Below are 21,663 nucleotides of genomic sequence, written 5' to 3' on the forward strand. Positions count from 1 at the left end.
GTGGCCGGCCGTTGGCCAGCCGGGTGGGGATCCCGGACGCACGCGGGCCCGGGCACCGCGTCGGCGGTGCCCGGGCCCGGCAAGGCGGCAGGCGCTACAGCGCGACCTGGCGGTTGACGTCCTTGTAGAGGAGGTAGCGGAAGTTCGCGGGACCGCCCGCGTAGCAGGCCTGCGGGCAGAAGGCGCGCAGGGACATGTAGTCGCCCTCCTGCACCTCGACCCAGTCCCCGTTGAGGCGGTACACGGCCTTGCCCTCGAGCACGTACAGGCCGTGCTCCATCACGTGGGTCTCCGCGAAGGGGATCGACGCGCCGGGCTCGAACGTGACGACGTTGACGTGCATGTCGTAGGCGAGGTCCTGCGGGTCCAGCATCCGCGTGGTGCGCCACTTGTTCTCGGTGCCGGGCATCGGGCTGGGCTCGATGTCCCGCTCGTTGCCGACGACCGGCTTCGGGGTGTGCCCGGCCAGCGGCTCGTAGCGCTTGCGGATCCAGTGGAAGTGGGCGGCGTCGACCCCGTTGTTCGCGACGCTCCAGGCCGTCCCGGCCGGGACGAACGCGAAGCCGCCCGGGACGAGCACGTGCGCCTGGCCCGCGATGGTGACGGTGAGCTCGCCCTCCATGACGAAGAGGAAGCCCTCCACCTCGGTCTGCGGCTCCGGCTTCTCGGAGCCGCCGCCCGGGGAGACCTCCACGATGGACTGCGCGAACGTCGTCGCGCCCCCGGCGACCGGCCGGTTCAGCACCCACGCCCGGGTGTTGGTCCACTCCGGGAAGACGGAGGTCACGATGTCCCGCAGGACCCCGCGCGGGATCACGGTGTACGCCTCGGTGACGATGGCGCGGTCGGTCAGCAGGTCAGTCTGCGGCGGGTGGCCGCCCTGGGCGGAACGGTAGTGGCCGGCGGAACGCGCCGTGGCGGTCTCAGACATGGGATTCCTCTTCGGAGTTGGCGGGGCGGTTGAGGGCGAGACCGCGCACGGTGGCGGCGTCGACCTCGGCGGCCTCCTCCACCTCCGCGGCGGTCAGTGCGCCGCAGACCAGGCCGCGGTGGATGAAGGCCGCCAGGGCACGGGCCGTGGCGGGTTCGTCCATGATCGCGGACTCGATGCGGTGGACGTAGTTGCGCAGCCGGGTCGCGGCCGCGCCGAAGCCGTCGCGGTAGAACGCGTAGGTCGCCAGGTAGCGCGTCGGCAGCTGGGCCGGGTGCAGGTCCCAGCCCTGGTAGATGCCCCGCTCCAGGTGGCGCCGCACCAGCCGGGCGTGCAGGCGCCAGGCGGCGGCGACGTTCTCCGGGTCCCCGACGGGCAGGATGTTCGTCGACCCGTCGGAGAGGTGCACGCCGGTGCCGGCGACCGCGACCTGCAGGACGTTCTTCGCGTAGTCCGCGGCCGGGTGCTCCATCGACTGGTAGGCCGCCGCGATGCCCAGCGACGCCGAGTAGTCGTAGGTGCCGTAGTGCAGCGACGTCACCCGGCCCTTGCCGGCGTGGATCAGCCGCGCGGAGGGAACGGTCCCGTCGGCGGCCAGGACCAGCTGCGGCGTCTCCATCTGCACCTCGAAGCCCAGGCGGCCGCGGCGCAGCCCGTGGGCGGCCTCGATGCGCTCGAGGGCGAACACCATCGCCTCGACCTGGGCGACGGACGTGACCTTCGGCAGCGTCAGGACCAGGCCCTCCGGCAGCTCCCCGGCCCCGGCGAGCCCGCCCAGGAAGAGGTCCAGCGTGCGCAGGCCGCGCGCCCTCGTGGGGGCCTCGAGGGACTTGAAGCGGATGCCGATGAACGGCGGCGCGGTGCCGTCGGCGACGGCCTGGGCGACGGCCGCCGCCGCGCGCAACGCCTCGGCGTCCTCCTCCTCGGCGCTCCGGTGGCCGTAGCCGTCCTCGAAGTCCAGGCGCAGGTCCTCGATCGGCTCGGCGGAGAGCTTGCCCCGGACCAGGCCGGCCAGGACGTCGGCGCGCGGGACGCCGCCGTCGTCCCCCTCCCCGAGCCCGGCGAGGCGGGCGACCTCGGCCAGCCCGCCGGCCGCGTCCGCCGCGGCCAGAGCGCGCGCGCCCCAGTCCGCGGCGAGCGCCGGGGTGAACTGGCCGGCCGGCACGTAGGCGGTGTGCACGGCCTGGCGGCGGCCGTCGTCGCCCGGGTACTGGCGCTCCAGCGCCGCATCCGCGGCGGCGAGCCGCGCCTCGATGGCCGCCAGGGCCTCCCGCCCGAGCGCGGGCCCGCCCGTCACGGGGCCACCAGCTCGGTGGTGAGCAGGCGGTACGCCGGCAGGGTCAGGAAGTCCTCGAAGTCCTCGTCGCGCCCGGAGACCAGGCGGCCGATGAGCTCGGACGCCGGCCGGTAGAAGCGCTCGAAGCGGGCGTCGTCGGCGACCTCGCCGCGCAGGCGCTCGGTCTCCTCGGAGAGGATCCCGGCAACGAGCTCGGCGGTGATGGTGTTGCCGGTGTCCTCGGCAACCACGCCGTTGCGGATCTGCTGCCACACCTGCGAGCGCGAGATCTCGGCGGTCGCGGCGTCCTCCATGAGGTTGTGGATGGCGACGGCGCCGTTGCCGGAGAGCCACACGGCGGTGTAGGCGACGGCGACGTAGAGGTTCGCGTGAACGCCCGCCTCGGTGACGCGGCCGGGCGCGGAGGCGACGTCGAGCAGCTGGTCGGCGGTCACGGAGACCTCGGGGCGCTGCCGGTCCACCTGGTTGGGCTTCTCGCCGAGCACGCCGTCGAAGACCTCCCGGCACGTGCCGACGAGGTCCGGGTGCGCGACCCAGGAGCCGTCGAAGCCGTCGTTCGCCTCGCGGGTCTTGTCCGCGCGGACCTTCTCGAACGCGGCGGCCGTGACGTCGGGCTCGCGGCGGTTCGGGATGAACGCGGCCATGCCGCCCATCGCGAACGCGCCGCGCTTGTGGCAGGTCTGCACGAGCAGCTCCGTGTAGGCGCGCATCATCGGGGCGGTCATGGCGACGTCGGCGCGGTCCGGCATGATGAACCGCTCGCCGGCCTCGCGGAAGTACTTGATGATGCTGAACAGGTAGTCCCAGCGCCCGGCGTTGAGTCCGGAGGCGTGCTCGCGCAGCTCGTAGAGGATCTCGTCCATCTGGAACGCGGCCGGGATGGTCTCGATGAGGACGGTGGCGCGGACGGTGCCGTGGTCGATGCCCAGCTCGGACTCCGCGAACGTAAACACGTCGTTCCACAGGCGCGCCTCGAGGTGGGACTCCAGCTTCGGCAGGTAGTAGAACGGGCCCTGGCCGGTCTCGGTGAGGTGCTTGGCGTTGTGGAAGAAGTGGAGCCCGAAGTCCACGAGCGCGCCGACGGCCGGCTCGCCATCGATCTCGACGTTGGCCTCCGGAAGGTGCCAGCCGCGGGGGCGCACGACGACGGTGGCCAGCGGGGCGTCCGCGCGCAGCGCGTACTCCTTGCCCTCGGGGGAGGTGAAGGACAGCGTGCCGCGGGCGGCCTCGCCGAGGTTGCGCAGGGCGTCCACGACGTTGGCCCATGACGGGGTGGACGCGTCCTCGAGGTCGGCCAGCCACACCTTGGCGCCGGAGTTCAGCGCGTTGATGGCCATCTTGGCCGGGGTGGCCGGGCCCGTGATCTCGACGCGGCGGTCGCGCAGGGCGGCGGGCGCCTCGGCGACCTTCCAGTCGCCGGCCCGCACGTCGGCGGTCTCGGGCAGGAAGTCCAGGCGGCCGGAGGCGGCCGCGGCGGCGCGGGCGCCGACGCGCGCCCCGAGGAGCCCGTCGCGGGTGGCGGCGAAGCGCCGGTGCAGCTTCTCGACGAACGCGAGGGCGTCGGCGGAGAGGATCGCCTCGGAGCCGGCGACGGCGGGGAGGGACTGTGCGGAGATGGTCATGACGGAGTTTCCTTCTCTCGGTGGTTCCTACTTGGTTCCGGCGGCGCCAGCCACGGCGGCCGCCACGTCGGAGGCAACGTGCGGGTCGAAGACACTGGGGATGATGAACCCGGGGTTGAGCTCCTCGTCGGAGACGCGGTCGGCGATGGCGTCGGCCGCGGCCACGAGCATGGGGTCGGTGATGTCGCTCACCTGGGCGTCCAGCAGGCCCCGGAAGAAGCCGGGGAAGGCCAGGACGTTGTTGATCTGGTTCGGGAAGTCGGAGCGGCCGGTCGCGACGACGGCGGCGTGCCGGCCGGCGGCCACCGGATCGACCTCGGGGTCCGGGTTGGCCATGGCGAAGACGATGGCGTCCTCGGCCATCGAGGCCACGTGCTCCTCGCCCATGATGTTCGGGCCGGAGACGCCGATGAAGACGTCCGCTCCGACCAGCGCCTCGTGCAGGGTGCCCCCGAACGCGTCCGGGTTGGTGTTCTCGGCCAGCCAGATCCGGTGCGCGTCGGTGTGCCCTTGGCCGCGGGCGATCGCGCCGCCGCGGCCGCAGGCCACGATGTTGCGGGCCCCGCTCGCCATGAGGAGCTGGACGATCGCGTGGCCGGCCGCGCCGACGCCCGAGACGACGATCCGCACGTCGGCGATCGCCTTCCCGACGACCTTCAGCGCGTTCTTCAGGGCGGCCAGCGTGACGATCGCGGTGCCGTGCTGGTCGTCGTGGAAGACGGGGATGTCGAGCTCCTCGCGCAGGCGCTTCTCGATCTCGAAGCAGCGCGGGGCGGCGATGTCCTCGAGGTTCACGCCCCCGTAGACCGGGGCGACGGCCTTCACCACGCGGATGATCTCCTCGGTGTCCTGCGTGTCCAGGCAGACCGGCCAGGCGTCGACGCCGGCGAACTGCTTGAACAGGGCGGCCTTGCCCTCCATGACGGGCAGGGCGGCCTCCGGGCCGATGTTGCCGAGGCCCAGCACGGCGGAGCCGTCCGTGACGACGGCGATCGTGTTCCGCTTGACGGTCAGCCGGCGGGCGTCGTCCTTGTTGGCCGCGATGGCCTGGCAGACGCGGGCGACGCCGGGGGTGTACGCGCGGGAGAGGTCGTCGCGGTTGCGCAGCGCGACCTTCGGGTTGACCTCGAGCTTGCCGCCCAGGTGCATGAGGAACGTGCGGTCGCTGACCTTGCGCACGCTGACGTGGTCCAGGGCGTCGAGGGCCGTGCGGATCCGCTCGCCGTGCTCGGCGTCGGTCGTGTTGCAGCTGACGTCGACGACCATGACGTTGTGCCCGGACTCGGCCACGTCGAGCGCCGTCACGGAACCGCCGGCGGCGCCGACCGCCGCGGCCAACTCGCTCGTGGCGGTGATCGTGGCGGGCGTCTCGACGCGGAGCGTCAGCGAGTATCCGGGGCTCGGGTTGGCCATGGTCGGTCCTCCTGGGGGACTGGGTCGGGAGGAGCTGGGCCCCTCCGTCTTTGAAAATTTGTTTCCGTATAGTGGATATTAGGAGGTTGGCTGGCGAATGGCAAGGGGGGAGCGTGATCCCCGTCTCAGGACTTTTTTCGAAAGGCGGAAAAGTGATCCCTTGATGCGGTAGCCTGAGGGGACAGGTCAGACCGCCGGACCGGGATTCTCGGCGACCGACGGCGGCCGCACGCCAGCGCGAGGAGACCACATTGCCCACCAAGACCGCACCCGGTGTCCAGTCCGTCGAGCGCGCGTTCGACCTGCTCGAGCTGATCGCGCGGGCCGGGGGCGAGTGCACGCTCAGCGAGCTCGCCGCCGAGACCCCGCTCCCCCTGCCCACGATCCACCGCCTGCTGCGCACGCTGGTCGGCATCGGACACGTGCGCCAGCTGCCCAACCGCCGGTACGCGCTCGGCCCGCGCCTGATCCGCCTCGGCGAGGTCGCCAACCGCCAGCTCGGCGCCCTGGCCGCACCCGTGCTCCGCGCGCTCGTGGACGAGCTCGGCGAGTCCTCGAACCTCGCCGTGCTGGACGGCGACATGGTGGTCTACACGGGGCAGGTCCCGTCGCCCCACAGCATGCGCATGAACACCGAGGTCGGACGCCGGGCGAACCTGCACAACAGCGGCGTCGGCAAGGCGATCCTCGCCGAGCTGGACGACGAGCGGATCGCCCGGCTCGTCTCCCAGGCCGGCATGTCCGCGCCGACGCCCAAGAGCATCACGACGCTGTCCGGACTGTTCGCGGAGATCGAGCGGATCCGCTCCCAGGGCTACGCCGTGGACGAGCAGGAGCAGGAGCTCGGCGTGCGCTGCTTCGCCATGGCGGTCCCGGGGGCGCCGACCCCGATGGCGATCTCGATCTCCGGGCCCGTCTCCCGCGTGGACCAGGACTTCGCGGACCGCGCGATCCCGGCCCTGCACCGGGCCACGTCGACCATCTCCGAGGCGCTCACGGGCGAATCCCGCTAGCCACCGGGCCGCGGGCCGCCCCGCCCGGGGCGCCGCGCCACCCGGGCGCCGCCGTCGTCCTCCCCGCGCACCACAGGGCCGGCGCCCGGATCGCTCCGGGCGCCGGCCCCTCGGTGTCCCGGCGGGCCCCTCCCCGTTCCGCCGGTGCCGGCGCGGGCGGGGCTCCCCTCCAGAAACCCCGCCCGCGCCGCGTCTAGTGGCGCGCCCTGGCCGCTAGGGGACGCTCCGATCCCGGGCCGGGCCCTTCCTCCTCCGCGGCGGAGGCCGGGGAGTCGGCGGACTGCGCCGACGACGCGGCCTCGAGTACCTCCTCGCGGCAGAGCCCCTCGGGAAGCTCCGCGTCGACCCCCGCCTCGTCGCACGCCCTGACGTGCTCGGCCAGCGCCTGGGTGAACTGCTCGGGCGTGACGACCGGGACCTCCGTGCCCTCGGCGTCGACGAGCCGGCCCGAGTCGAAGTGGTCGCCGTCGCGCAGGCCGCGCAGCTCGTCGCGGCGGACCATGCGCGGGGGTGCGGCCTGGAACACGGAGCCGCGCTTCGGGTTCCCGCGCGTGATCTCGTTGAACAGGATGTTCAGCAGGACGGCCATGACGGCGGCCGAGCTGATGCCGGAGTGGAAGATCGTGCCGAACCAGACGGGGAACGCGTCGTAGAAGTCCGGCTTGACGATCGGGATCATGCCGAACGCGATGGACGCGGCGACGATGATCATGTTCCAGCCCTGGTCGTAGCGGACCTTCGACAGGGTGCGGATGCCCGAGGCCGCGACGGTGCCGAACAGGACGATGCCGGCGCCGCCGAGGACCGGGGTGGGGATGGCTGCCACGACTCGGCCCAGAACGGGAAGGAGGCCGAGGACGACGAGGATGGCGCCGCCCGCGGTGACCACGAAGCGGCTCTTGACGCCGGTGATCGCGACCAGGCCGACGTTCTGGGCGAACGCGCTCTGGGTGAATGTGTTGAACACCGGCGCGAACATCGAGGAGACCATGTCGGCGCGCAGGCCGTTGGCGATGCGTTTGGAGTCGACGCGGGTCTTGGCGATCTCGCCCACCGCGAGGATGTCCGCCGTCGTCTCCGTCAGGATGACGAGGACCACGATGGTCATGGAGATGATGCCGCCGACCTCGAACACCGGCAGGCCGAACGCCAGCGGCTGCGGCAGGGCGAAGGCCGCGCCGTCGCCGACCCGGGAAAAGTCGGCCATGCCCAGCGCCCACGCGGCCAGGGTGCCGATGACCATGGCGAGCAGGATCGACAGCCGGGAGACCGCGGCGTTGCCGACCTTGCTCAGGACCAGCACGGTCAGCAGGGTCAGGGCGGCGAGCCCGATGTTCTCGAGGCTGCCGTAGTTCTCCGCGTTCGCGTTCCCGCCCATCGCCCAGTTCGCGGCGACCGGGGTCAGCGAGAGCCCGATCATCGTGATGACGACGCCGGTCACGACGGGCGGGAAGAAGCGGACAATGCGGGCGAAGAACGGGGCGATGACGAACCCGATGAAGGACGCGGCCAGGACGGCGCCGAACACGGCAGGCAGGCCCCCGCCGCCGTTGACGATGGCCACCAGCGTGGCGACCGAGGCGAAGGACGTGCCCTGCACCAGCGGCAGCTGGCAGCCGAAGAACGGGATGCCGACGGTCTGCAGGATCGTGGCGAGGCCCCCGACGAACAGGCAGCAGGCCACCAGCAGGGCCAGCTCGGCATCGCCGAGGCCGGCGGCGGCGCCGATGATCAGGGGCGGCGCGATGATGCCGCCGTACATCGTGAGAACATGTTGGAGCCCGTAGGCGAACGTGCGGCCCAGGGGCAGCCGCTCGTCCTCGGGACGGGTGGCGGCGGTGGTTGACTTGCGTGCAGCTGTCACAGCTGACCTCCTTGTCCGTTCGCCGGGGTGGGACGCCGGGGCCCGTGTTGCCGCGCGGGCCCCGGCGCGTTCCCCCACTCCGCGGCGGGTTCCGGCGTGCGGTTTAGCAGAAGCCGGAAGAGTTTTCCCAGATGGTGTGGGTGTCGGCGGTGCCGTCGCGCTTGACGGTCGCCTCGATGAGGCCGTACGGCCGGTCGGCCGCGTAGAAGACCTCGTTCGGGTTGTCCTGGCCGAAGGGGGTCAGGTCGACCAGGAAGTGGTGCTTGTTGGGCAGGCTCATCCGGATCTCGTCGATCTCCGGGTGCGCCTCGAGGACCTCGCGGCCCATCTCGAACATCGTCTGCTGCAGGGCCAGCGAGTGCGTGTCGGCGAACGCCTTGAGCAGCAGCTCCCGCACGGAGGAGTAGACGGCGTTGAAGTCGATGCGGCCCCCGTTCACGGCCTCCGTGTTGTAGCGCCAGCGCGCGGTCACGTCGGTCGCGAGGATGCGGTCGGTCGTCTCCTGCAGCGTGGTGTAGCGGTCCCGCGGGAAGCCGTGGAACTCGCTGCCCGTGGACTTCAGGACGGTCAGCCCCTCGATGCCGGCCACGATGTCCTTGGTCCCGTGGGAGATCTCCAGGATCGCGGTCCGGACCTCGCTCTTGTTGCGGGAGAACGCGTGGTCGTGGTCCTGGATTCGGTCCCAGAAGTACTGCTCCGCGGCCCAGCGCCCGCCGGTCACCCAGGCGAATTCGCCCGTGAAGTGGTCGCCGAGGCGCTTGAGGAACTCCTCGGGGGCGCCGACGCCGTCGCGGGCGAACGCGTAGACGGTGTTCTTCTGGGTGTCGGTGGCGACGACGTGCGCGTTGTCGCCCTCGGTGTGGGCGGCGAGGAAGTCCCCGTGCAGCTGCGAGCTGACGTTGAGGTCCTCGATCTCGTGGCGGTCCGTGTCGCGGGTGATCTTGACCAGGCGGACCTCGGCCTTGCCGTACTGGTTCTTTCCCAGCACGATCTTGGTGCCGTTCGCGGTCTGCGGGGCGATGGCGGTCATTTCTAGCTCCCTCGGTAGGTCGAGTAGGCAAACGGGCTGATCAGAAGGGGTACGTGGTAGTGCTGGGTCGCGTCGGCGACGGCGAACCCGATCACCACCTCGGGGAAGAAGGTTTCCGTTCCCTGGTTCCCGAAGTAGGAGCCGGTGTCGAAGACGACCCGGTATGTTCCCGCTTCAACCTGGATCGGGCCGAGGTCGCGGATGCGGCCGTCGCCGTCCGTCGTCCCGGTCCCGATCTCCTGCCAGCCGGATGCGTTGCGGTGCTCCAGCCTGGCCCTGACACCGGAGGCAGGCCTCCCGGTCCCGGTGTCGAGTACATGGGTGGTGATGTGGCTGGTCTGGGTGCCGGTGCCACTGGTGTTCATCGATGTGCTCCTTCGCTGCCGGGGGCGCGGCCCCTGGGCGGGTGGACGTGGTCGACGGCGGCGCCGTCGGGCGGGTCAGGGTGAGGCGACGGCGCCGCGGAGCCGCAGGAGCGCGATCTCGCGCAGCTGCGCGGCGGTCTCTGCGGACTCGCGCTCGGGGGTGTTGGCCAGCCGGCGCTCGAGGTGGGCGAGGATCTCGTCGGCGCTGCGACCCGCGGCGCGGATGAGGAACACGCGGCCGAACCGGTCCTCGTAGGCGCGGTTGCCCGCCAGGATGCGGCGGGCGGTCTCCGACGCGGCGTCCACGGCAGACTGCTCGTCCCGGCTCAGGCGGGCCTCGGCCGTGTCGCCGCCGGCGCGCTCCCCGATGCGGGGGTGGTGGGCCAGGGCGGCGTCGACCTCGCCCGGCGTGAACGGATCCGCGGCCGTGCGGGCGCGGCCGGCCAGGGCCTCGAGGTCGGCGTAGGGGCGGCCGGAGACGATGTCGTCGATCCAGCGGTCGATGTCGGCGCAGGGGCGCAGGAACGCGCGCGCCTCGTCGGCGGGTGCGGCATTGAAGTGCGGCAGGTCCATGGGGTTCAGCTCTTTCAACAGTTCGACTGCTTCCACCTCAGCGCTGAACACCCTTGACCATCGGCCGCGACCGACTTGATTCGATGTTTCTGTATGGTGGAATGTTTCTTCCGAGCACAATGTAACGCCGCTCACATATGGTGTGTCAAGAGCGGACCGGAATGCGTTCTCCGGCCGAGGGGAAATCGGCGCCGCCCACAGCTGCCCGCCGGCGGGAGCGGCGCGACGGAGGCCGCGCCAGTCGTCGCGCCGGACGCGCGCCGGACCAGTCGGCCCATCGGCCGCATGCCGCACCGATGGGTCCCCCGGGCCCGTGGCGCGGAGGGGAAGGACCAGGGATCAGGTCGGGCGCGGGATTCCGGAAAAGTCTTGCGCCCGACCCCGCGCCATCGCATACTGGTTTCGTAGTTCAGAATATCTTTTCCGAATTACGGAAATAATGAGAATCTAAGGAGGCTCCCATGACCACGACCAAGCGCACCGGCCGTCCAGCAGCGGCCCCGTCGCGGAAGGCCCCGGGGGCCTCCGCGCCGCACCTCGTCCCGTTCTACGCCACCGGCGGACTCGATCCCGACTTCGCGCTCCCGAAGCGCGGGGCGGCGCGTCCCGGCGTCTGGGGCCGCCTGCTCTCCGGCCTGCGGATGGGGCGGTCCCACTAGGCCCGACACCGGGCCCACGAAGGCAAACGGCGGATCCGTTGGTGAGGCGGCGGATCCGCCGTTTTCGGCTGCCCGGACCCGCGCGGCGGCGGCCCCGGTCCGCGGCGAGACGACCCGCCGGACACCAAACGACCCGCCGCGTCCGAAACACCCTGCCGCGTCCGAGGCACCCCGGCGGACACCCAACGACCCGCCGCGTCCGAGACACCCCGGCATACCGGGGCATCTCGCGCGCGGCGGGTCGTCTCGCCGGGAAGTGGTCCGGGCGGCGCGCCACCCGGACCCGCGTGGCCTAGCCGACCAGGCCGTACCGCTCGGCCGCCCGGGCCGGCGCGGACGCGTCGACCACGCCGTCGGCCGCGAGCATCTGCAGCGTCCGCACCACGACCGACTCCGCGTCGATGCCGAAGCGGCGCCGCGCGGCGGCGCGGGTGTCGGAGAAGCCGAAGCCGTCAGCCCCCAGCGTTGCGAACCGGTTCGGGACGAACTGGCGGATCTGGTCGGGGACCTGCGACGCGTAGTCGGAGACGGCCACGACGGGTCCCTCCGCCCCGGCGAGCTGGCTGGCCACGAACGGGGTGCGCGCGGGGGCCGCCGGGTTCAGGAACGCCTCGCGCTCGGCCGCGACGCCGTCGCGGCGCAGCTCGGTCCAGCTGGTCACGGACCAGACGTCCGCGGAGACGCCCCACTCCTCGGCCAGGATCCGCTGCGCGTCCAGCGCCCACGGCACGGCGACGCCCGAGGCCAGCAGCTGGGCCTTGGGCCCGTCGGCCGCGGAGACGCCGACGCGGTGGATGCCGCGCAGGATGCCCTCGACATCGGCCCCGTCGGGCTCGGCGGGCTGGGAGATCGGCTCGTTGTAGACGGTCAGGTAGTACATGACGTTCGGGTCCGGGTGGCTCCCGCCGTACATGCGCTCCAGGCCGGCCTTGACGATGTGCCCGATCTCGTACCCGTAGGCCGGGTCGTAGGTGACGACGGCGGGGTTGGTCGCCGCCAGGAGCGGGGAGTGCCCGTCGGCGTGCTGCAGGCCCTCGCCGGTCAGCGTGGTCCGCCCCGCCGTCGCGCCGATCACGAAGCCGCGCGCCATCTGGTCGGCGGCGGCCCAGAACTGGTCGCCCGTGCGCTGGAAGCCGAACATCGAGTAGAAGACGTAGACGGGCACGAGCGGCTCGCCGTGCGTCGCGTAGGACGTGCCGGCCGCGGTGAGCGCCGCGACGGCCCCGGCCTCGTTGATGCCCGGGTGGATCAGCTGCCCCTGGGGGGACTCCTTGTAGGCGAGCACGAGTTCGCGGTCCACGGACAGGTAGTCCTGTCCGGCGGGGTTGTAGATCTTCGCGGTCGGGAAGAACGCGTCCATGCCGAAGGTCCTGGACTCGTCGGGGACGATCGGCACGATCCGGTGGCCGAATTCCTTGTCCCGCATCAGGTCCTTGAGCAGGCGCACGAACGCCATCGTGGTCGCGGCCTGCTGCTTGCCGGAGCCGCGCTTCGCGACGGCGTACGCCTTCTCGTCGGGCAGCGCCAACGGCAGGGGCGCGTCCCGTCGCTGCGGCACGGGGCCCCCGAGCTCGGCCCGGCGCGCCAGTAGGTACCGGATCTCCGGCGCATCCATGCCCGGGTGGTAGTACGGCGGGCGGTAGGGGTCCTTCTCCAGTTCGGCGTCGGAGATCGGGATCCGGAGGTAGTCGCGGAAGGACTTCAGGTCCTCCAGCGTCAGCTTCTTCATCTGGTGGGTCGCGTTGCGGCCCTCGAAGTGCTGCCCCAGGCCGTAGCCCTTGACCGTCTTGGCCAGGATGACCGTCGGGCGGCCGTTCCGCTCGAGCGACTTCGCGTAGGCCGCGTGGACCTTGTGGTAGTCGTGGCCGCCGCGCTTGAGGTTCCAGATCTGCTCGTCGGTGAGGTCGGCGACCATCTCCTTCGTGGCCGGCGTGCGGCCGAAGAAGTGCTCGCGGACGAACCCGCCGGACTCGGCCTTGTAGGTCTGGTAGTCGCCGTCGCGGGTCTCGTTCATCAGGTCCACGAGGGCCCCGTCGCTGTCGCCGGCCAGCAGGGAGTCCCATTCCCGGCCCCAGACGACCTTGACGACGTTCCAGCCCGCGCCGCGGAAGAACGCCTCGAGCTCCTGCATGATCTTCCCGTTGCCGCGCACCGGGCCGTCGAGGCGCTGCAGGTTGCAGTTGATGACGAATGTGAGGTTGTCCAGCTTCTCGTTCGCGGCCAGCTGCAGGAAGCCGCGGCTCTCCGGCTCGTCCATCTCGCCGTCGCCCGGGTACGCCCACACGTGCTGCTGGGACGTGTCCTTGATCCCGCGGTGGTGCAGGTACCGGTTCAGCTGCGCCTGGTAGATCGCGTTCGCCGGGCCGATGCCCATCGAGACGGTCGGGAACTCCCAGAAGTCGGGCATGTTCCGCGGGTGCGGGTAGGACGGCAGGCCGCGCCCCTCGCGGGAGGTCTCCTGCCGGAAGGCGTCCAGCTCGGCCTCGGACAGGCGCCCCTCGAGATACGCGCGCGCGTACATGCCGGGCGAGGCATGTCCCTGGAAGAAGACCTGGTCGCCGCCGCCGGGGTGGTCCTTGCCGCGGAAGAAGTGATTGAAGCCGACCTCGTAGAGCGTCGCCGCGCCCGCGTACGTCGAGATGTGGCCGCCCACCCCAATGCCGGGCGCCTGGGCGCGGTGGACCATGACGGCCGCGTTCCAGCGCATCCACGCGCGGTACCGGCGCTCGGTCTCCTCGTCGCCGGGGAACTCCGGCTCCTGGTCCACCGGAATCGTGTTCACGTAGTCTGTCGTGTGCACCAGGGGCAGCTCGACGCTGCGCTCCCCCGCGCGGCCCCACAGGCTGCGCATGATGTCCTGCGCGCGCACCGTTCCCCGCACGTCGACGAGCGAGTCGAAGGACTCGATCCACTCGGCCGTCTCTTCCGGGTCCTGCCCGAAGGCATCCCGCGTGTCGTCCATGATGGTCATGACTGCCCCTTCGGCGGCCGGAGGCGGGTGACGCCCCCGGATTACCAACACTGATGTCACTATGCGGAATTATTTTCTCGCATAGTAGGATCTAGTGAACTCGGTCACTCGGTCCGGTGTCAAAGCGGACCACGTCACACGGCACGCCGCAGGGCGGGAAGGAGTCCGGCATGGAGCAGGACGCGGCACGGAACCCGGGGGATGCGGCGGACGGCCCCACGCGGGACCGCGAGCCCGGAGGGCGACGCACCGCCGTCGTCACCGGCGCCGGAAGCGGCATCGGGGCCGCCGCGGCCCGCCGGCTCCTGGCGGCCGGGTGGAACGTCGCCCTCGCCGGGCGGACACCCTCGGCCTTGGAGGCATCGGCGGCCGGCCATCCGCGCGCCCTGACGGTCCCCACGGACGTCACGGACCCCGCGGCCGTCGCCACCCTGTTCGACGCCACGGAGCGGCGCTTCGGCCGGCTCGACGTCCTGTTCAACAACGCCGGCAGCTTCGGTCCGCGCGCCGACATCGGCTCGATCGATCCGGAGGACTGGAACGCCGTCGTCGCGGTGAACCTGACCGGCGCCATGCTCTGTGCGGCCGAGGCGTTCCGGCGCATGGCCCGCCACTCCCCCGCCGGAGGCCGGATCATCAACAACGGCTCGATCAGCGCCCAGGCGCCCCGGCCGCGCTCCGTCGCCTACACGGCCACGAAGCACGCCGTCGCCGGACTGACGAAGTCGATCGAGCTGGACGGACGCCCCTACGGCATCTCCTGCACACAGCTGGACATCGGCAACGCGGCGAGCCCGATGATGGAGGGCATCGCCACGGGGCCGGGCGCCCTGCAGGCGGACGGGTCCACGCGGCTGGAGCCGGCGTTCGATCTGGCGGAGGCGGCCCGGACCGTCGAGTTCGTCGCCTCGATGCCCCCGTCCGTCAGCGTCAACCAGCTCACGGTCACTGCGGCGGGGATGCCGTTCATCGGCCGCGGCTGACCGGCCGCCGGGCCCAGGGGCCGGGGGCCGACGGCGGCGCTACGTCAGCGTCCAGGACCGCTTCGACAGCCCGAACCAGAACCCCTCGATCGCCGTCTTCGCGTCGATCCCCGTGGACGCCTCGGCGGCTCCGAGCGCCACGTACAGCGGCGCCCAGTGCTCCGAGCGCGGGTGCGCCTCCCGGGCCGCGGGGGCCTGGTGGATGAAGTCGAGGACCGAGTCGACGTCGCCGCGCGACAGCGCCTCCTCCGCCCAGTGATCGAACTCGCTCGAGGCGGCCGGCGGGGCGACGTCGGGGCCTCCGGCCGGGTTGAACCAGCGCAGGTTGTGCGTCGTGAACCCGGAGCCGACGATCAGGGTCCCGCGGTCGCGCAGCGGGGCGAGCTCCTGGCCGAGCCGGAACAGGCCGGCGGGGTCCAGGGTGGGCATCGACATCTGCACCACGGGCACGTCGGCGTCGGGGAACATCTCCTTGAGCGGGACGTACGCCCCGTGGTCGAGCCCGCGCTCCTCGTCGCGCTCGACGTGGTGGCCGTGCGAGGCCGCGAGCTTCGAGACCTCCTGCGCCAGCTCGGGGGCCTGCGGTGCGTCGTAGCGCACGTCGTAGTACTTCTGGGGGAAGCCCCAGAAGTCGTAGACCAGCTCGGTCGGGCGCTGGGTCGCGGACAGGGTCACCGGGGCGTTCTCCCAGTGCGCCGAGACCATCAGGATGTCCTTGGGCTTGCCGAACGCGGCGGACCAGTCCGCCAGCTCGCGCGTCCAGCGGGCATCGTCGGCCAGCGGCGGGGCGCCGTGGCTGAGGAAGAGGACCGGGGGGCGTTCGGTGGTCTGAGTCATGGCACCAGCCTAACCGCTTTTACTTGAAACTTCAATACTCTTGGGCGCGCTGCGGATCTACCCGCAGGATACCCGCGGCGTGGCCCTTGTCACAGGGTCGCGGCGGTGGTGCACTAGTGGCCATGACCATGGACCCCGCGACCGCGGCGGCCACCGCCAGCGGCGCATCCCTTTCCACCGGCACCACCGTCCTGGCCATCGGCACCAAGAAGGGCCTGTGGCTGGCCACCAGTACGGACCGGGAGCACTGGGAGCTCACGGATCCGCACTACTTCAACATCGAATGCTCCGCCGTCGCCGTCGATACGCGCGGCGGCTCGACACGCCTGCTGGCCGGGTTGCTCGACTGGCACTGGGGCCCGACCATCGTCTACTCGGACGACGGCGGCGCCACGTGGTCGGAGCCCGAGGCGGGCGCGGTCAGGTTCCCGGCCGACACGGACACCGCGCTGGAGCGCGTCTGGCACCTCAAGCCCGACGGCGCGGACCGGCCGGGCGTCGTCTGGGCCGGCTGCGAACCGTACTCGGTCTTCAAGTCCACGGACGGCGGGCGGCACTTCGAACTCAACCGCCCACTTTGGGACCACCCGCACCGGCAGCAGTGGAACCCGGGGGGCGGCGGCCCGACGGCGCACACGATCCTGCCGCATGCGACGGACCCCGATACCGTCCACGTCGCCATCAGCGCCGGGGGCGTCTACCGCACACGCGACGGCGGGGCGAGCTGGGAGGCCGTGAACCGGGGCATCGCCGCCGGGTTCCTGCCGGACCAGGAGCCCGAGTTCGGCCAGTGCGTGCACCGCATCGCGGCCGACGCGGGCGATCCCGAGCGGCTCTACGCCCAGAACCACGGCGGGGTCTACCGCTCCGACGACGGCGGGGACCACTGGCAAAGCATCGCCGAGGGCCTCCCGGCGGACTTCGGGTTCGTCATGCTGGCCCATCCGACGGTCCCCGGGACGGTTTGGACCATCCCCCTGCAGGGCGACTACAGCCGGGCCGCCGTCACCGGCCGGCTCTCCGTGTGGCGGACGGACGACGCCGGCGGGTCCTGGACGGAGATCCACACCGGCCTGCCCGACACGGACTTCAACGCGGTGCTCCGGGACGCCGCCGCGGTCGACGACCACGGAGACGACCCGGGCATCTACTTCGGAACCCGCGGCGGGTCCGTCTACGCGAGCCTGCCCGGCGGCTCGGGCTTCACGCAGGTCGCCGAGCGGCTGCCGGACGTGCTGAGCGTGCGGGCCGCCGTCGTCCCCTAGGAGGAGGGCATGGGAACGGTCGTGCTTGAGTTGCCCGCGGTCCTGGCCCCGGCCGCCGCGGGGCGCCGGCGTTTCGAGGTGTCGCTGGGCGGCGACGACGGCGGCGCCGGCCCGCGGGCCGCCCAGGCGACCGTCGGCGCCGTCTTGGATGCCGTGTGCGCGCCGCACCCCGTGCTGGCCCGTCGCATCCGCGACGAAACGGGCGCCGTGCGCCGCTACGTGAACGTGTTCCTCGGGGAGGAGAACATCAGGGACCTGCAGGGCCAGCTGACGCCGGTCGACGACGGCGCCCGCGTCATGGTCATCCAGTCCATCGCCGGGGGCTGAAGCGGCGATAGCCTAGGGAGGCACCGACCCCGGGAGGACCGCCCATGACCGCCAGCGCCGGACGCCGCCGGCCCGCCGGGCGGCTGGCCCACCACGCGGGACGCCTGGACGCCGCGGCGGCGGGCCAGCCGCCCGCCGCGTTCGCCTTCGTCATGGCCACCGGGATCCTCTCCACCGGGCTCGGCCTCGTGGGCCGGGACACGGCGTCGTGGGTCCTGTTCTGGATCGCCGTCGCCGCGGGCGCGGTCCTGACCGCGGGGCTGGTGTGGCGGGCCCTGTTGCACCGCGGCAGGCTCGCCTCCGATGTGGCGGCCCCGGAGCGCATGTTCGGCTTCTTCACCATCGTCGCGGCCGCGAACGTGCTCGCCCTGCACTACGACCTGGCCGGCAATCCCGAATCCGGGCGGCTGCTGGCGGCCGTCGCGGGAGGCGTGTGGGTGGTGCTGACGTACCTGCTGCCGGCGAGCCTGCTGCTGCGCGAGAGGGACCACCCGGTGCTCCACGATGCCAACGGCAGCTGGTTCCTCTGGGTCGTCGCGACCCAGTCCATGGCGACCGCCCTCGCCGTCGTCGGCCGGACCACGCACACCCAGTTCGTCGCGGCCGCGGCCATCGGGATGTGGGGCGTCGGCGTGATGCTGTACCTGATCGTCGGCACCGTGGTGACCCTGCGGATGTTGACCGTTCCGAACCGGCCGGAGAACCTCAGCCCGACGTATTGGATCTTCATGGGTGCCACCGCGATCACGGTGCTCGCCGGGAGCCAGCTGCTCACCCTGCCCGCGGAGTTCCCGTCCGTCGTCTCGACCCGGTCCTTCGTCGCCGGGGCGAGCTTCGTCCTCTGGGCTGTGGGGATGTGGTGGATCCCCCTCCTGGTCGTCTTCGGCATCTGGCGGCACCTGGTCCGCCGGTACCCGCTGCGCTACGAGACCGGCCTGTGGAGCATCGTCTTCCCGCTGGGCATGCTCTCGGCGGCGACCATCTTCTTCGGGCGCCACGAGGGGATCGGCGTCATGGTGCGCACGGGCGAGGTCGGCGTGTGGATCGCTGCGGCCGCCTGGGTCGCCGCTGCCGCGCTGATGCTGCAGGCGTGGGTCCGGTGGTTGCGGCGGGGGCGGACCCTGGCCGGCTGAGCCCGCCGGGACGCGCCCCGGCAGGCCGCCTCCACCGGCACCGCCGGACCGGGCCTCCCTTTCCGCGTCCGACCGGCCGTCGTACAGTGGCACGCACAGGGATCGGCCCACCACCGAGGAGCAGGCCATGACCAAGGCGCACTTCGAACCGCGCCGCGAGCCGGCGGTCATCCACGTGGCCCAGGCGCGCACCGCCGTCGTCCGGGCCACGGACATGTCCTGGGGAGAGATGCGCGGGTTCTACGACCGGGCCTTCGCCGCGATCTCCCGCGTCCTCGACGCCGAGGGGCTGAGCCCGGTGGGCCCGGCCTTCGCCCTCCACCACCGCCTGCCCGATGACACGGCCGACCTGGAGATCGGCTTCGCGGTGGACCACCGCCTCTCCGGGGAGCACCCCGCCGGGGACGGCCTCGTCGTCGTCCCGTCGGTCCTGCCCGAGGGGGCGGTCGCCATGGTCAGCCACCTCGGGCCCTACGACGGGCTGCCCGGCGCCTGGCAGTCGCTGGTGGACTGGGCCGCGCGCAGCGGCCACGAGGCGGGGCTTCCGCTGTGGGAGGTCTACGTCACGGAACCCGGCCCCGATGCGGACCCGGAGTCGATGCGCACGGACCTGTTCCTCCGGGTCAAGGACTAGGGGCCGGCCCGCCGTCGGCCGCCACGTGGTGGACGTCGCCGGCCGCCATCGGGCGCGCCGGCGGTCCGGCGAGCACCCGTTGCCGCGTGACCGCCAGGTCGGGGCCCACGTGCACCAGCGTTCCCGGCTCGATCTCCTCCCAGGGCAGTGCGGGCCCGATGCGCTCGCTGGCGATGACGACGCCGGCGTGCCCGGCCAGCGTCCCGGCCCGGACGCGCATTCCCTCGCTGGTCGTCGCCTCGGGGACCGCGTCGCCCGCGGACTGGCGCAGGAGGAACAGGCTCTCGGTGTCCGGGTAGCGGAACGCCCACAGGTCCGTCGCCGTGGCGAGGAGGAAGTTCAGCGACCGGACGGGCAGCTGCTCCGCAACCCAGCCGACGGCCGCCCGGATTCCGGCGGCCGTGTCGCCCGCGGCGCGGATCTCGCGCGTGACCAGAGCGAACAGGCGCTCGGAGTCGGTGCCGCCGCGCACCAGTCCCAGGTCTGGACCCAGGTGCCCTTCGAGCCGCTCCAGGTCGCCGACCGTCCCGTTGTGGGCGAAGATCCTGCCCTCCAGCTCGAAGGGGTGCGTGTCCTCGACGGCGCGCCGCCCGGCCGTGGCGTGCCGGACGTGGGCGACGAACGTCGTCGACCAGCGCTCGCGGCCGGCCCGCGCGAAGCCCAGGTCCTCGTAGGCGGCGATCGGGCGCTTCTCCACCCTGGGCGTCCCGTCCTCCCGGAACGTGCCGAGGCCGGTGCCGTCGGGGTGGGACCGGGACTGCGCGAGCAGGCCGTCCGGCGCCTCGAGCAGCCAGAACGTGGCGCGGACCCGCGCGTCCCCGGCGGCGAGCCCGAGCAGCCGGCACATGGCTAGAAGCCGCCGCCGTCGGTCGCCATGTTGTTGAACCGCGAATAGTGGCCCTGGAACGCGACGACGATGGTCTTCGTCGGGCCGTTGCGGTGCTTGGCGACGATCACGTCGGCTTCGCCGGCGCGCGGCGATTCCTTGTCGTAGACGTCGTCGCGGTGCAGCAGGATGACCATGTCGGCGTCCTGCTCGATCGAGCCGGACTCGCGCAGGTCGGAGACCATCGGCTTCTTGTCGGTGCGCTGTTCGGACCCGCGGTTCAGCTGCGAGAGCGCGACGACGGGGACCTGGAGCTCCTTGGCCAGCAGCTTCAGGGCGCGGGAGAACTCGGAGACCTCCTGCTGGCGGGACTCGACCCGCTTGCCGGAGCTCATCAGCTGCAGGTAGTCCAGGACCACGAGCTTGAGGTCGTGCTTCTGCTTCAGGCGGCGGCACTTCGCCCGGATCTCCATCAGGGACATGTTGGGCGAGTCGTCGATGTAGAGGGGCGCGTCGTTGAGCCGGCCCATCGTGGTAGCGATCTTCCCCCACTGCTCGTCCTTGACCGTGCCCTTGCGGAGGTCCTGGAGGCCGATGCTCGCCTCCGCCGAGAGCAGGCGCATGGCGATCTCGTTCCGGCCCATCTCGAGGGAGAAGAACACCGTCGTCTGGTTGTGCTTGATCGCCGCCGAGCGGGCCCAGTCGAGTGCGAAGGTCGACTTGCCCATGGCCGGACGGGCCGCGATGACGATCATCTGGCCGCCCTGCAGGCCCTGGGTGAGCTCGTCGAACTCGTAGAAGCCGGTCGGGACCCCGATCATGCCCTCGCCGCGGCTGCCCGCCGACTCGATCTCGTCGACCGTGCCCTCGATGATGTCCCGGAGGGGCACGTAGTCCTCCGCCGTGCGGCGCTCGGCGACCTTGAAGATCTCGGCCTGCGCGTCGTTGACGATGGCGTCGACCTCGCCGTCCTGCGAGTAGCCCATCTGCACGATCTTCGTCCCGGCCTCGACCAGGCGGCGCAGCACGGCGCGCTCGCGGACGATTTCCGCGTAGAAGCCGGCGTTCGCGGCCGTCGGGACGGACTGGATCAGCGTGTGCAGGTAGGCCGGCCCGCCCACGCGGGTGATTTCGCCGCGCTTGGTCAGCAGGTCGGAGACCGTCACGGCGTCCGCGGGCTCGCCGCGGCCGTAGAGGTCGATGATGGCTTCGAAGATCGACTCGTGCGCCGGCCGGTAGAAGTCGACCCCCCGCAGCGCCTCGACGCAGTCGGCGATGGCGTCCTTCGACAGCATCATGCCGCCGAGCACGCTTTGCTCGGCGACGAGGTCCTGCGGGGGCGTGCGCCCGAAGTCCGACTCCCTGGCGCTGGCCCCCGATTCCGTCTGCGTCAGCGACACCGTATCCCCTTCCCGCTGAGCCGGCGGCCGCGTCGCGGCCGCACCGGCACCCCACCAGTATCCCAGCCGGCACCGCCGGCGGGCGGTCCGGTGCCCCGGCCGTGGATTCGGCGGGCCTGTGGATAGTGGGGGAACCCCGCAACCATAGGCCCGCCCCCGGGGATCGCCAAGCGAGTTATCCACAGGAGGTGTGGATGAGCTGTGGGCATTACGGCGTGTTGTGTGCACAGCTTGGGGAAGAACCTGTGGATTGAGAACTATTTTTCGAGATAATCGCCGTTTGACTAGGCGTTTCTTGTTTCCACTGTTGTGGATTGGAACTCTATGGGTGTCGGGCGTGGCGCGGATGGTCCGTGGAAAACCCGTCGAATCCGGTCTAGTCCAGCGGTTTATCCACGGCCCCACCGCGGTTTTCCACAAGCGCGGGTCCACGTGGCGGGGAGGGCGGGTCCTCCGGCGGCCCGCCGCCGGCGTTCGGATGCGGAGCGTGTGGCCGTGGTCCCGCCCGCGTCGGGGACCG

19 protein-coding genes are annotated in these 21,663 nt (G+C 71.9%); 7 read left to right on the forward strand and 12 right to left on the reverse strand.

Annotated elements, in window-relative coordinates; genetic code table 11:
• Positions 1 to 94: 94 nt before the first annotated feature.
• Genes AC1Q5D_RS13400 through AC1Q5D_RS13415 form a run of 4 tightly spaced genes read right to left on the reverse strand, consistent with a single transcriptional unit; the run spans position 95 to position 5,263 of the window.
• Positions 95 to 931, reverse strand: coding sequence for a bifunctional allantoicase/(S)-ureidoglycine aminohydrolase (locus AC1Q5D_RS13400; protein WP_481738962.1), 837 nt, complete (start codon positions 929 to 931; stop codon positions 95 to 97).
• Complete coding sequence (locus AC1Q5D_RS13405) at positions 924 to 2,228, reverse strand: DUF6986 family protein (protein WP_481738963.1); 1,305 nt, start codon at positions 2,226 to 2,228, stop codon at positions 924 to 926. The genes AC1Q5D_RS13400 and AC1Q5D_RS13405 overlap by 8 nt, the downstream gene beginning before the upstream one ends.
• A complete protein-coding gene (gene aceB, locus AC1Q5D_RS13410; protein ID WP_481738964.1) occupies positions 2,225 to 3,850 on the reverse strand; it encodes a malate synthase A in 1,626 nt (541 codons plus the stop codon). The genes AC1Q5D_RS13405 and aceB overlap by 4 nt, the downstream gene beginning before the upstream one ends.
• A gap of 27 nt (positions 3,851 to 3,877) precedes the next feature.
• Positions 3,878 to 5,263, reverse strand: a complete 1,386-nt coding sequence (locus AC1Q5D_RS13415) for an NAD-dependent malic enzyme (RefSeq protein WP_481738965.1) — start codon at positions 5,261 to 5,263, stop codon at positions 3,878 to 3,880.
• A 251-nt stretch (positions 5,264 to 5,514) separates the two neighbouring features.
• Between AC1Q5D_RS13415 and AC1Q5D_RS13420 the strand changes: the two genes are divergently transcribed.
• Positions 5,515 to 6,276, forward strand: a complete 762-nt coding sequence (locus AC1Q5D_RS13420; RefSeq protein WP_481738966.1) for an IclR family transcriptional regulator — start codon at positions 5,515 to 5,517, stop codon at positions 6,274 to 6,276.
• A gap of 193 nt (positions 6,277 to 6,469) precedes the next feature.
• Here the strand turns inward: AC1Q5D_RS13420 and AC1Q5D_RS13425 are convergent, their stop codons facing one another.
• The 4 genes from AC1Q5D_RS13425 to uraD all read right to left on the reverse strand — a co-directional run bounded on the left by AC1Q5D_RS13425 (position 6,470) and on the right by uraD (position 10,108).
• Entirely contained in the window at positions 6,470 to 8,140 is a 1,671-nt protein-coding gene (locus AC1Q5D_RS13425) for a nucleobase:cation symporter-2 family protein (RefSeq protein WP_481738967.1), read from the reverse strand.
• Between the two features lie 103 nt (positions 8,141 to 8,243).
• Positions 8,244 to 9,170 carry a factor-independent urate hydroxylase gene (gene pucL / locus AC1Q5D_RS13430; protein ID WP_481738968.1) on the reverse strand — a complete coding sequence of 309 codons (927 nt, stop codon included), beginning with the start codon at positions 9,168 to 9,170 and terminating at the stop codon, positions 8,244 to 8,246.
• A gap of 2 nt (positions 9,171 to 9,172) precedes the next feature.
• Complete coding sequence (gene uraH, locus AC1Q5D_RS13435) at positions 9,173 to 9,535, reverse strand: hydroxyisourate hydrolase (RefSeq protein ID WP_481738969.1); 363 nt, start codon at positions 9,533 to 9,535, stop codon at positions 9,173 to 9,175.
• Positions 9,536 to 9,610: 75 nt separating this feature from the next.
• Complete coding sequence (gene uraD, locus AC1Q5D_RS13440; RefSeq protein ID WP_481739005.1) at positions 9,611 to 10,108, reverse strand: 2-oxo-4-hydroxy-4-carboxy-5-ureidoimidazoline decarboxylase; 498 nt, start codon at positions 10,106 to 10,108, stop codon at positions 9,611 to 9,613.
• A 461-nt stretch (positions 10,109 to 10,569) separates the two neighbouring features.
• Between uraD and AC1Q5D_RS13445 the strand changes: the two genes are divergently transcribed.
• On the forward strand, positions 10,570 to 10,767 hold the full coding sequence (locus AC1Q5D_RS13445; RefSeq protein ID WP_481738970.1) for a hypothetical protein: 198 nt from the start codon (positions 10,570 to 10,572) through the stop codon (positions 10,765 to 10,767).
• 292 nt (positions 10,768 to 11,059) lie between these two features.
• On the opposite strand, the gene aceE is transcribed toward AC1Q5D_RS13445, so the two are convergent.
• Positions 11,060 to 13,738 (reverse strand): pyruvate dehydrogenase (acetyl-transferring), homodimeric type, encoded by a 2,679-nt coding sequence (gene aceE, locus AC1Q5D_RS13450; RefSeq protein WP_481738971.1) that lies wholly within the window; start codon positions 13,736 to 13,738, stop codon positions 11,060 to 11,062.
• A 170-nt stretch (positions 13,739 to 13,908) separates the two neighbouring features.
• On the opposite strand from aceE, the gene AC1Q5D_RS13455 reads away from it, so the two are divergent.
• The gene (locus AC1Q5D_RS13455) at positions 13,909 to 14,721 is read left to right on the forward strand and encodes an SDR family oxidoreductase (protein ID WP_481738972.1); all 813 of its coding nucleotides are present in this window, start codon (positions 13,909 to 13,911) and stop codon (positions 14,719 to 14,721) included.
• A 39-nt stretch (positions 14,722 to 14,760) separates the two neighbouring features.
• Here the strand turns inward: AC1Q5D_RS13455 and AC1Q5D_RS13460 are convergent, their stop codons facing one another.
• Entirely contained in the window at positions 14,761 to 15,558 is a 798-nt protein-coding gene (locus AC1Q5D_RS13460) for a dioxygenase family protein (protein ID WP_481738973.1), read from the reverse strand.
• 128 nt (positions 15,559 to 15,686) lie between these two features.
• Here AC1Q5D_RS13460 and AC1Q5D_RS13465 point away from each other — a divergent pair, with 128 nt between their 5' ends.
• The 4 genes from AC1Q5D_RS13465 to AC1Q5D_RS13480 all read left to right on the forward strand — a co-directional run bounded on the left by AC1Q5D_RS13465 (position 15,687) and on the right by AC1Q5D_RS13480 (position 18,917).
• Complete coding sequence (locus AC1Q5D_RS13465) at positions 15,687 to 16,823, forward strand: WD40/YVTN/BNR-like repeat-containing protein (RefSeq protein WP_481739006.1); 1,137 nt, start codon at positions 15,687 to 15,689, stop codon at positions 16,821 to 16,823.
• A gap of 9 nt (positions 16,824 to 16,832) precedes the next feature.
• Positions 16,833 to 17,150, forward strand: a complete 318-nt coding sequence (locus AC1Q5D_RS13470; protein WP_481738974.1) for a MoaD/ThiS family protein — start codon at positions 16,833 to 16,835, stop codon at positions 17,148 to 17,150.
• Positions 17,151 to 17,194: 44 nt separating this feature from the next.
• Positions 17,195 to 18,283 (forward strand): tellurite resistance/C4-dicarboxylate transporter family protein, encoded by a 1,089-nt coding sequence (locus AC1Q5D_RS13475; protein WP_481738975.1) that lies wholly within the window; start codon positions 17,195 to 17,197, stop codon positions 18,281 to 18,283.
• Between the two features lie 127 nt (positions 18,284 to 18,410).
• Positions 18,411 to 18,917: a GyrI-like domain-containing protein gene (locus AC1Q5D_RS13480; protein ID WP_481738976.1), complete on the forward strand. Its 507-nt coding sequence runs from the start codon at positions 18,411 to 18,413 to the stop codon at positions 18,915 to 18,917.
• Here AC1Q5D_RS13480 and AC1Q5D_RS13485 read toward each other — a convergent pair.
• Together AC1Q5D_RS13485 and dnaB are read right to left on the reverse strand one after the other, a co-directional pair.
• A complete protein-coding gene (locus AC1Q5D_RS13485) occupies positions 18,907 to 19,764 on the reverse strand; it encodes a class II glutamine amidotransferase (protein WP_481738977.1) in 858 nt (285 codons plus the stop codon). The genes AC1Q5D_RS13480 and AC1Q5D_RS13485 overlap by 11 nt on opposite strands.
• A gap of 2 nt (positions 19,765 to 19,766) precedes the next feature.
• Positions 19,767 to 21,143 carry a replicative DNA helicase gene (gene dnaB / locus AC1Q5D_RS13490; RefSeq protein WP_481738978.1) on the reverse strand — a complete coding sequence of 459 codons (1,377 nt, stop codon included), beginning with the start codon at positions 21,141 to 21,143 and terminating at the stop codon, positions 19,767 to 19,769.
• Positions 21,144 to 21,663 lie beyond the last annotated feature (520 nt).

It is taken from the genome of Arthrobacter paludis (assembly GCF_056782315.1).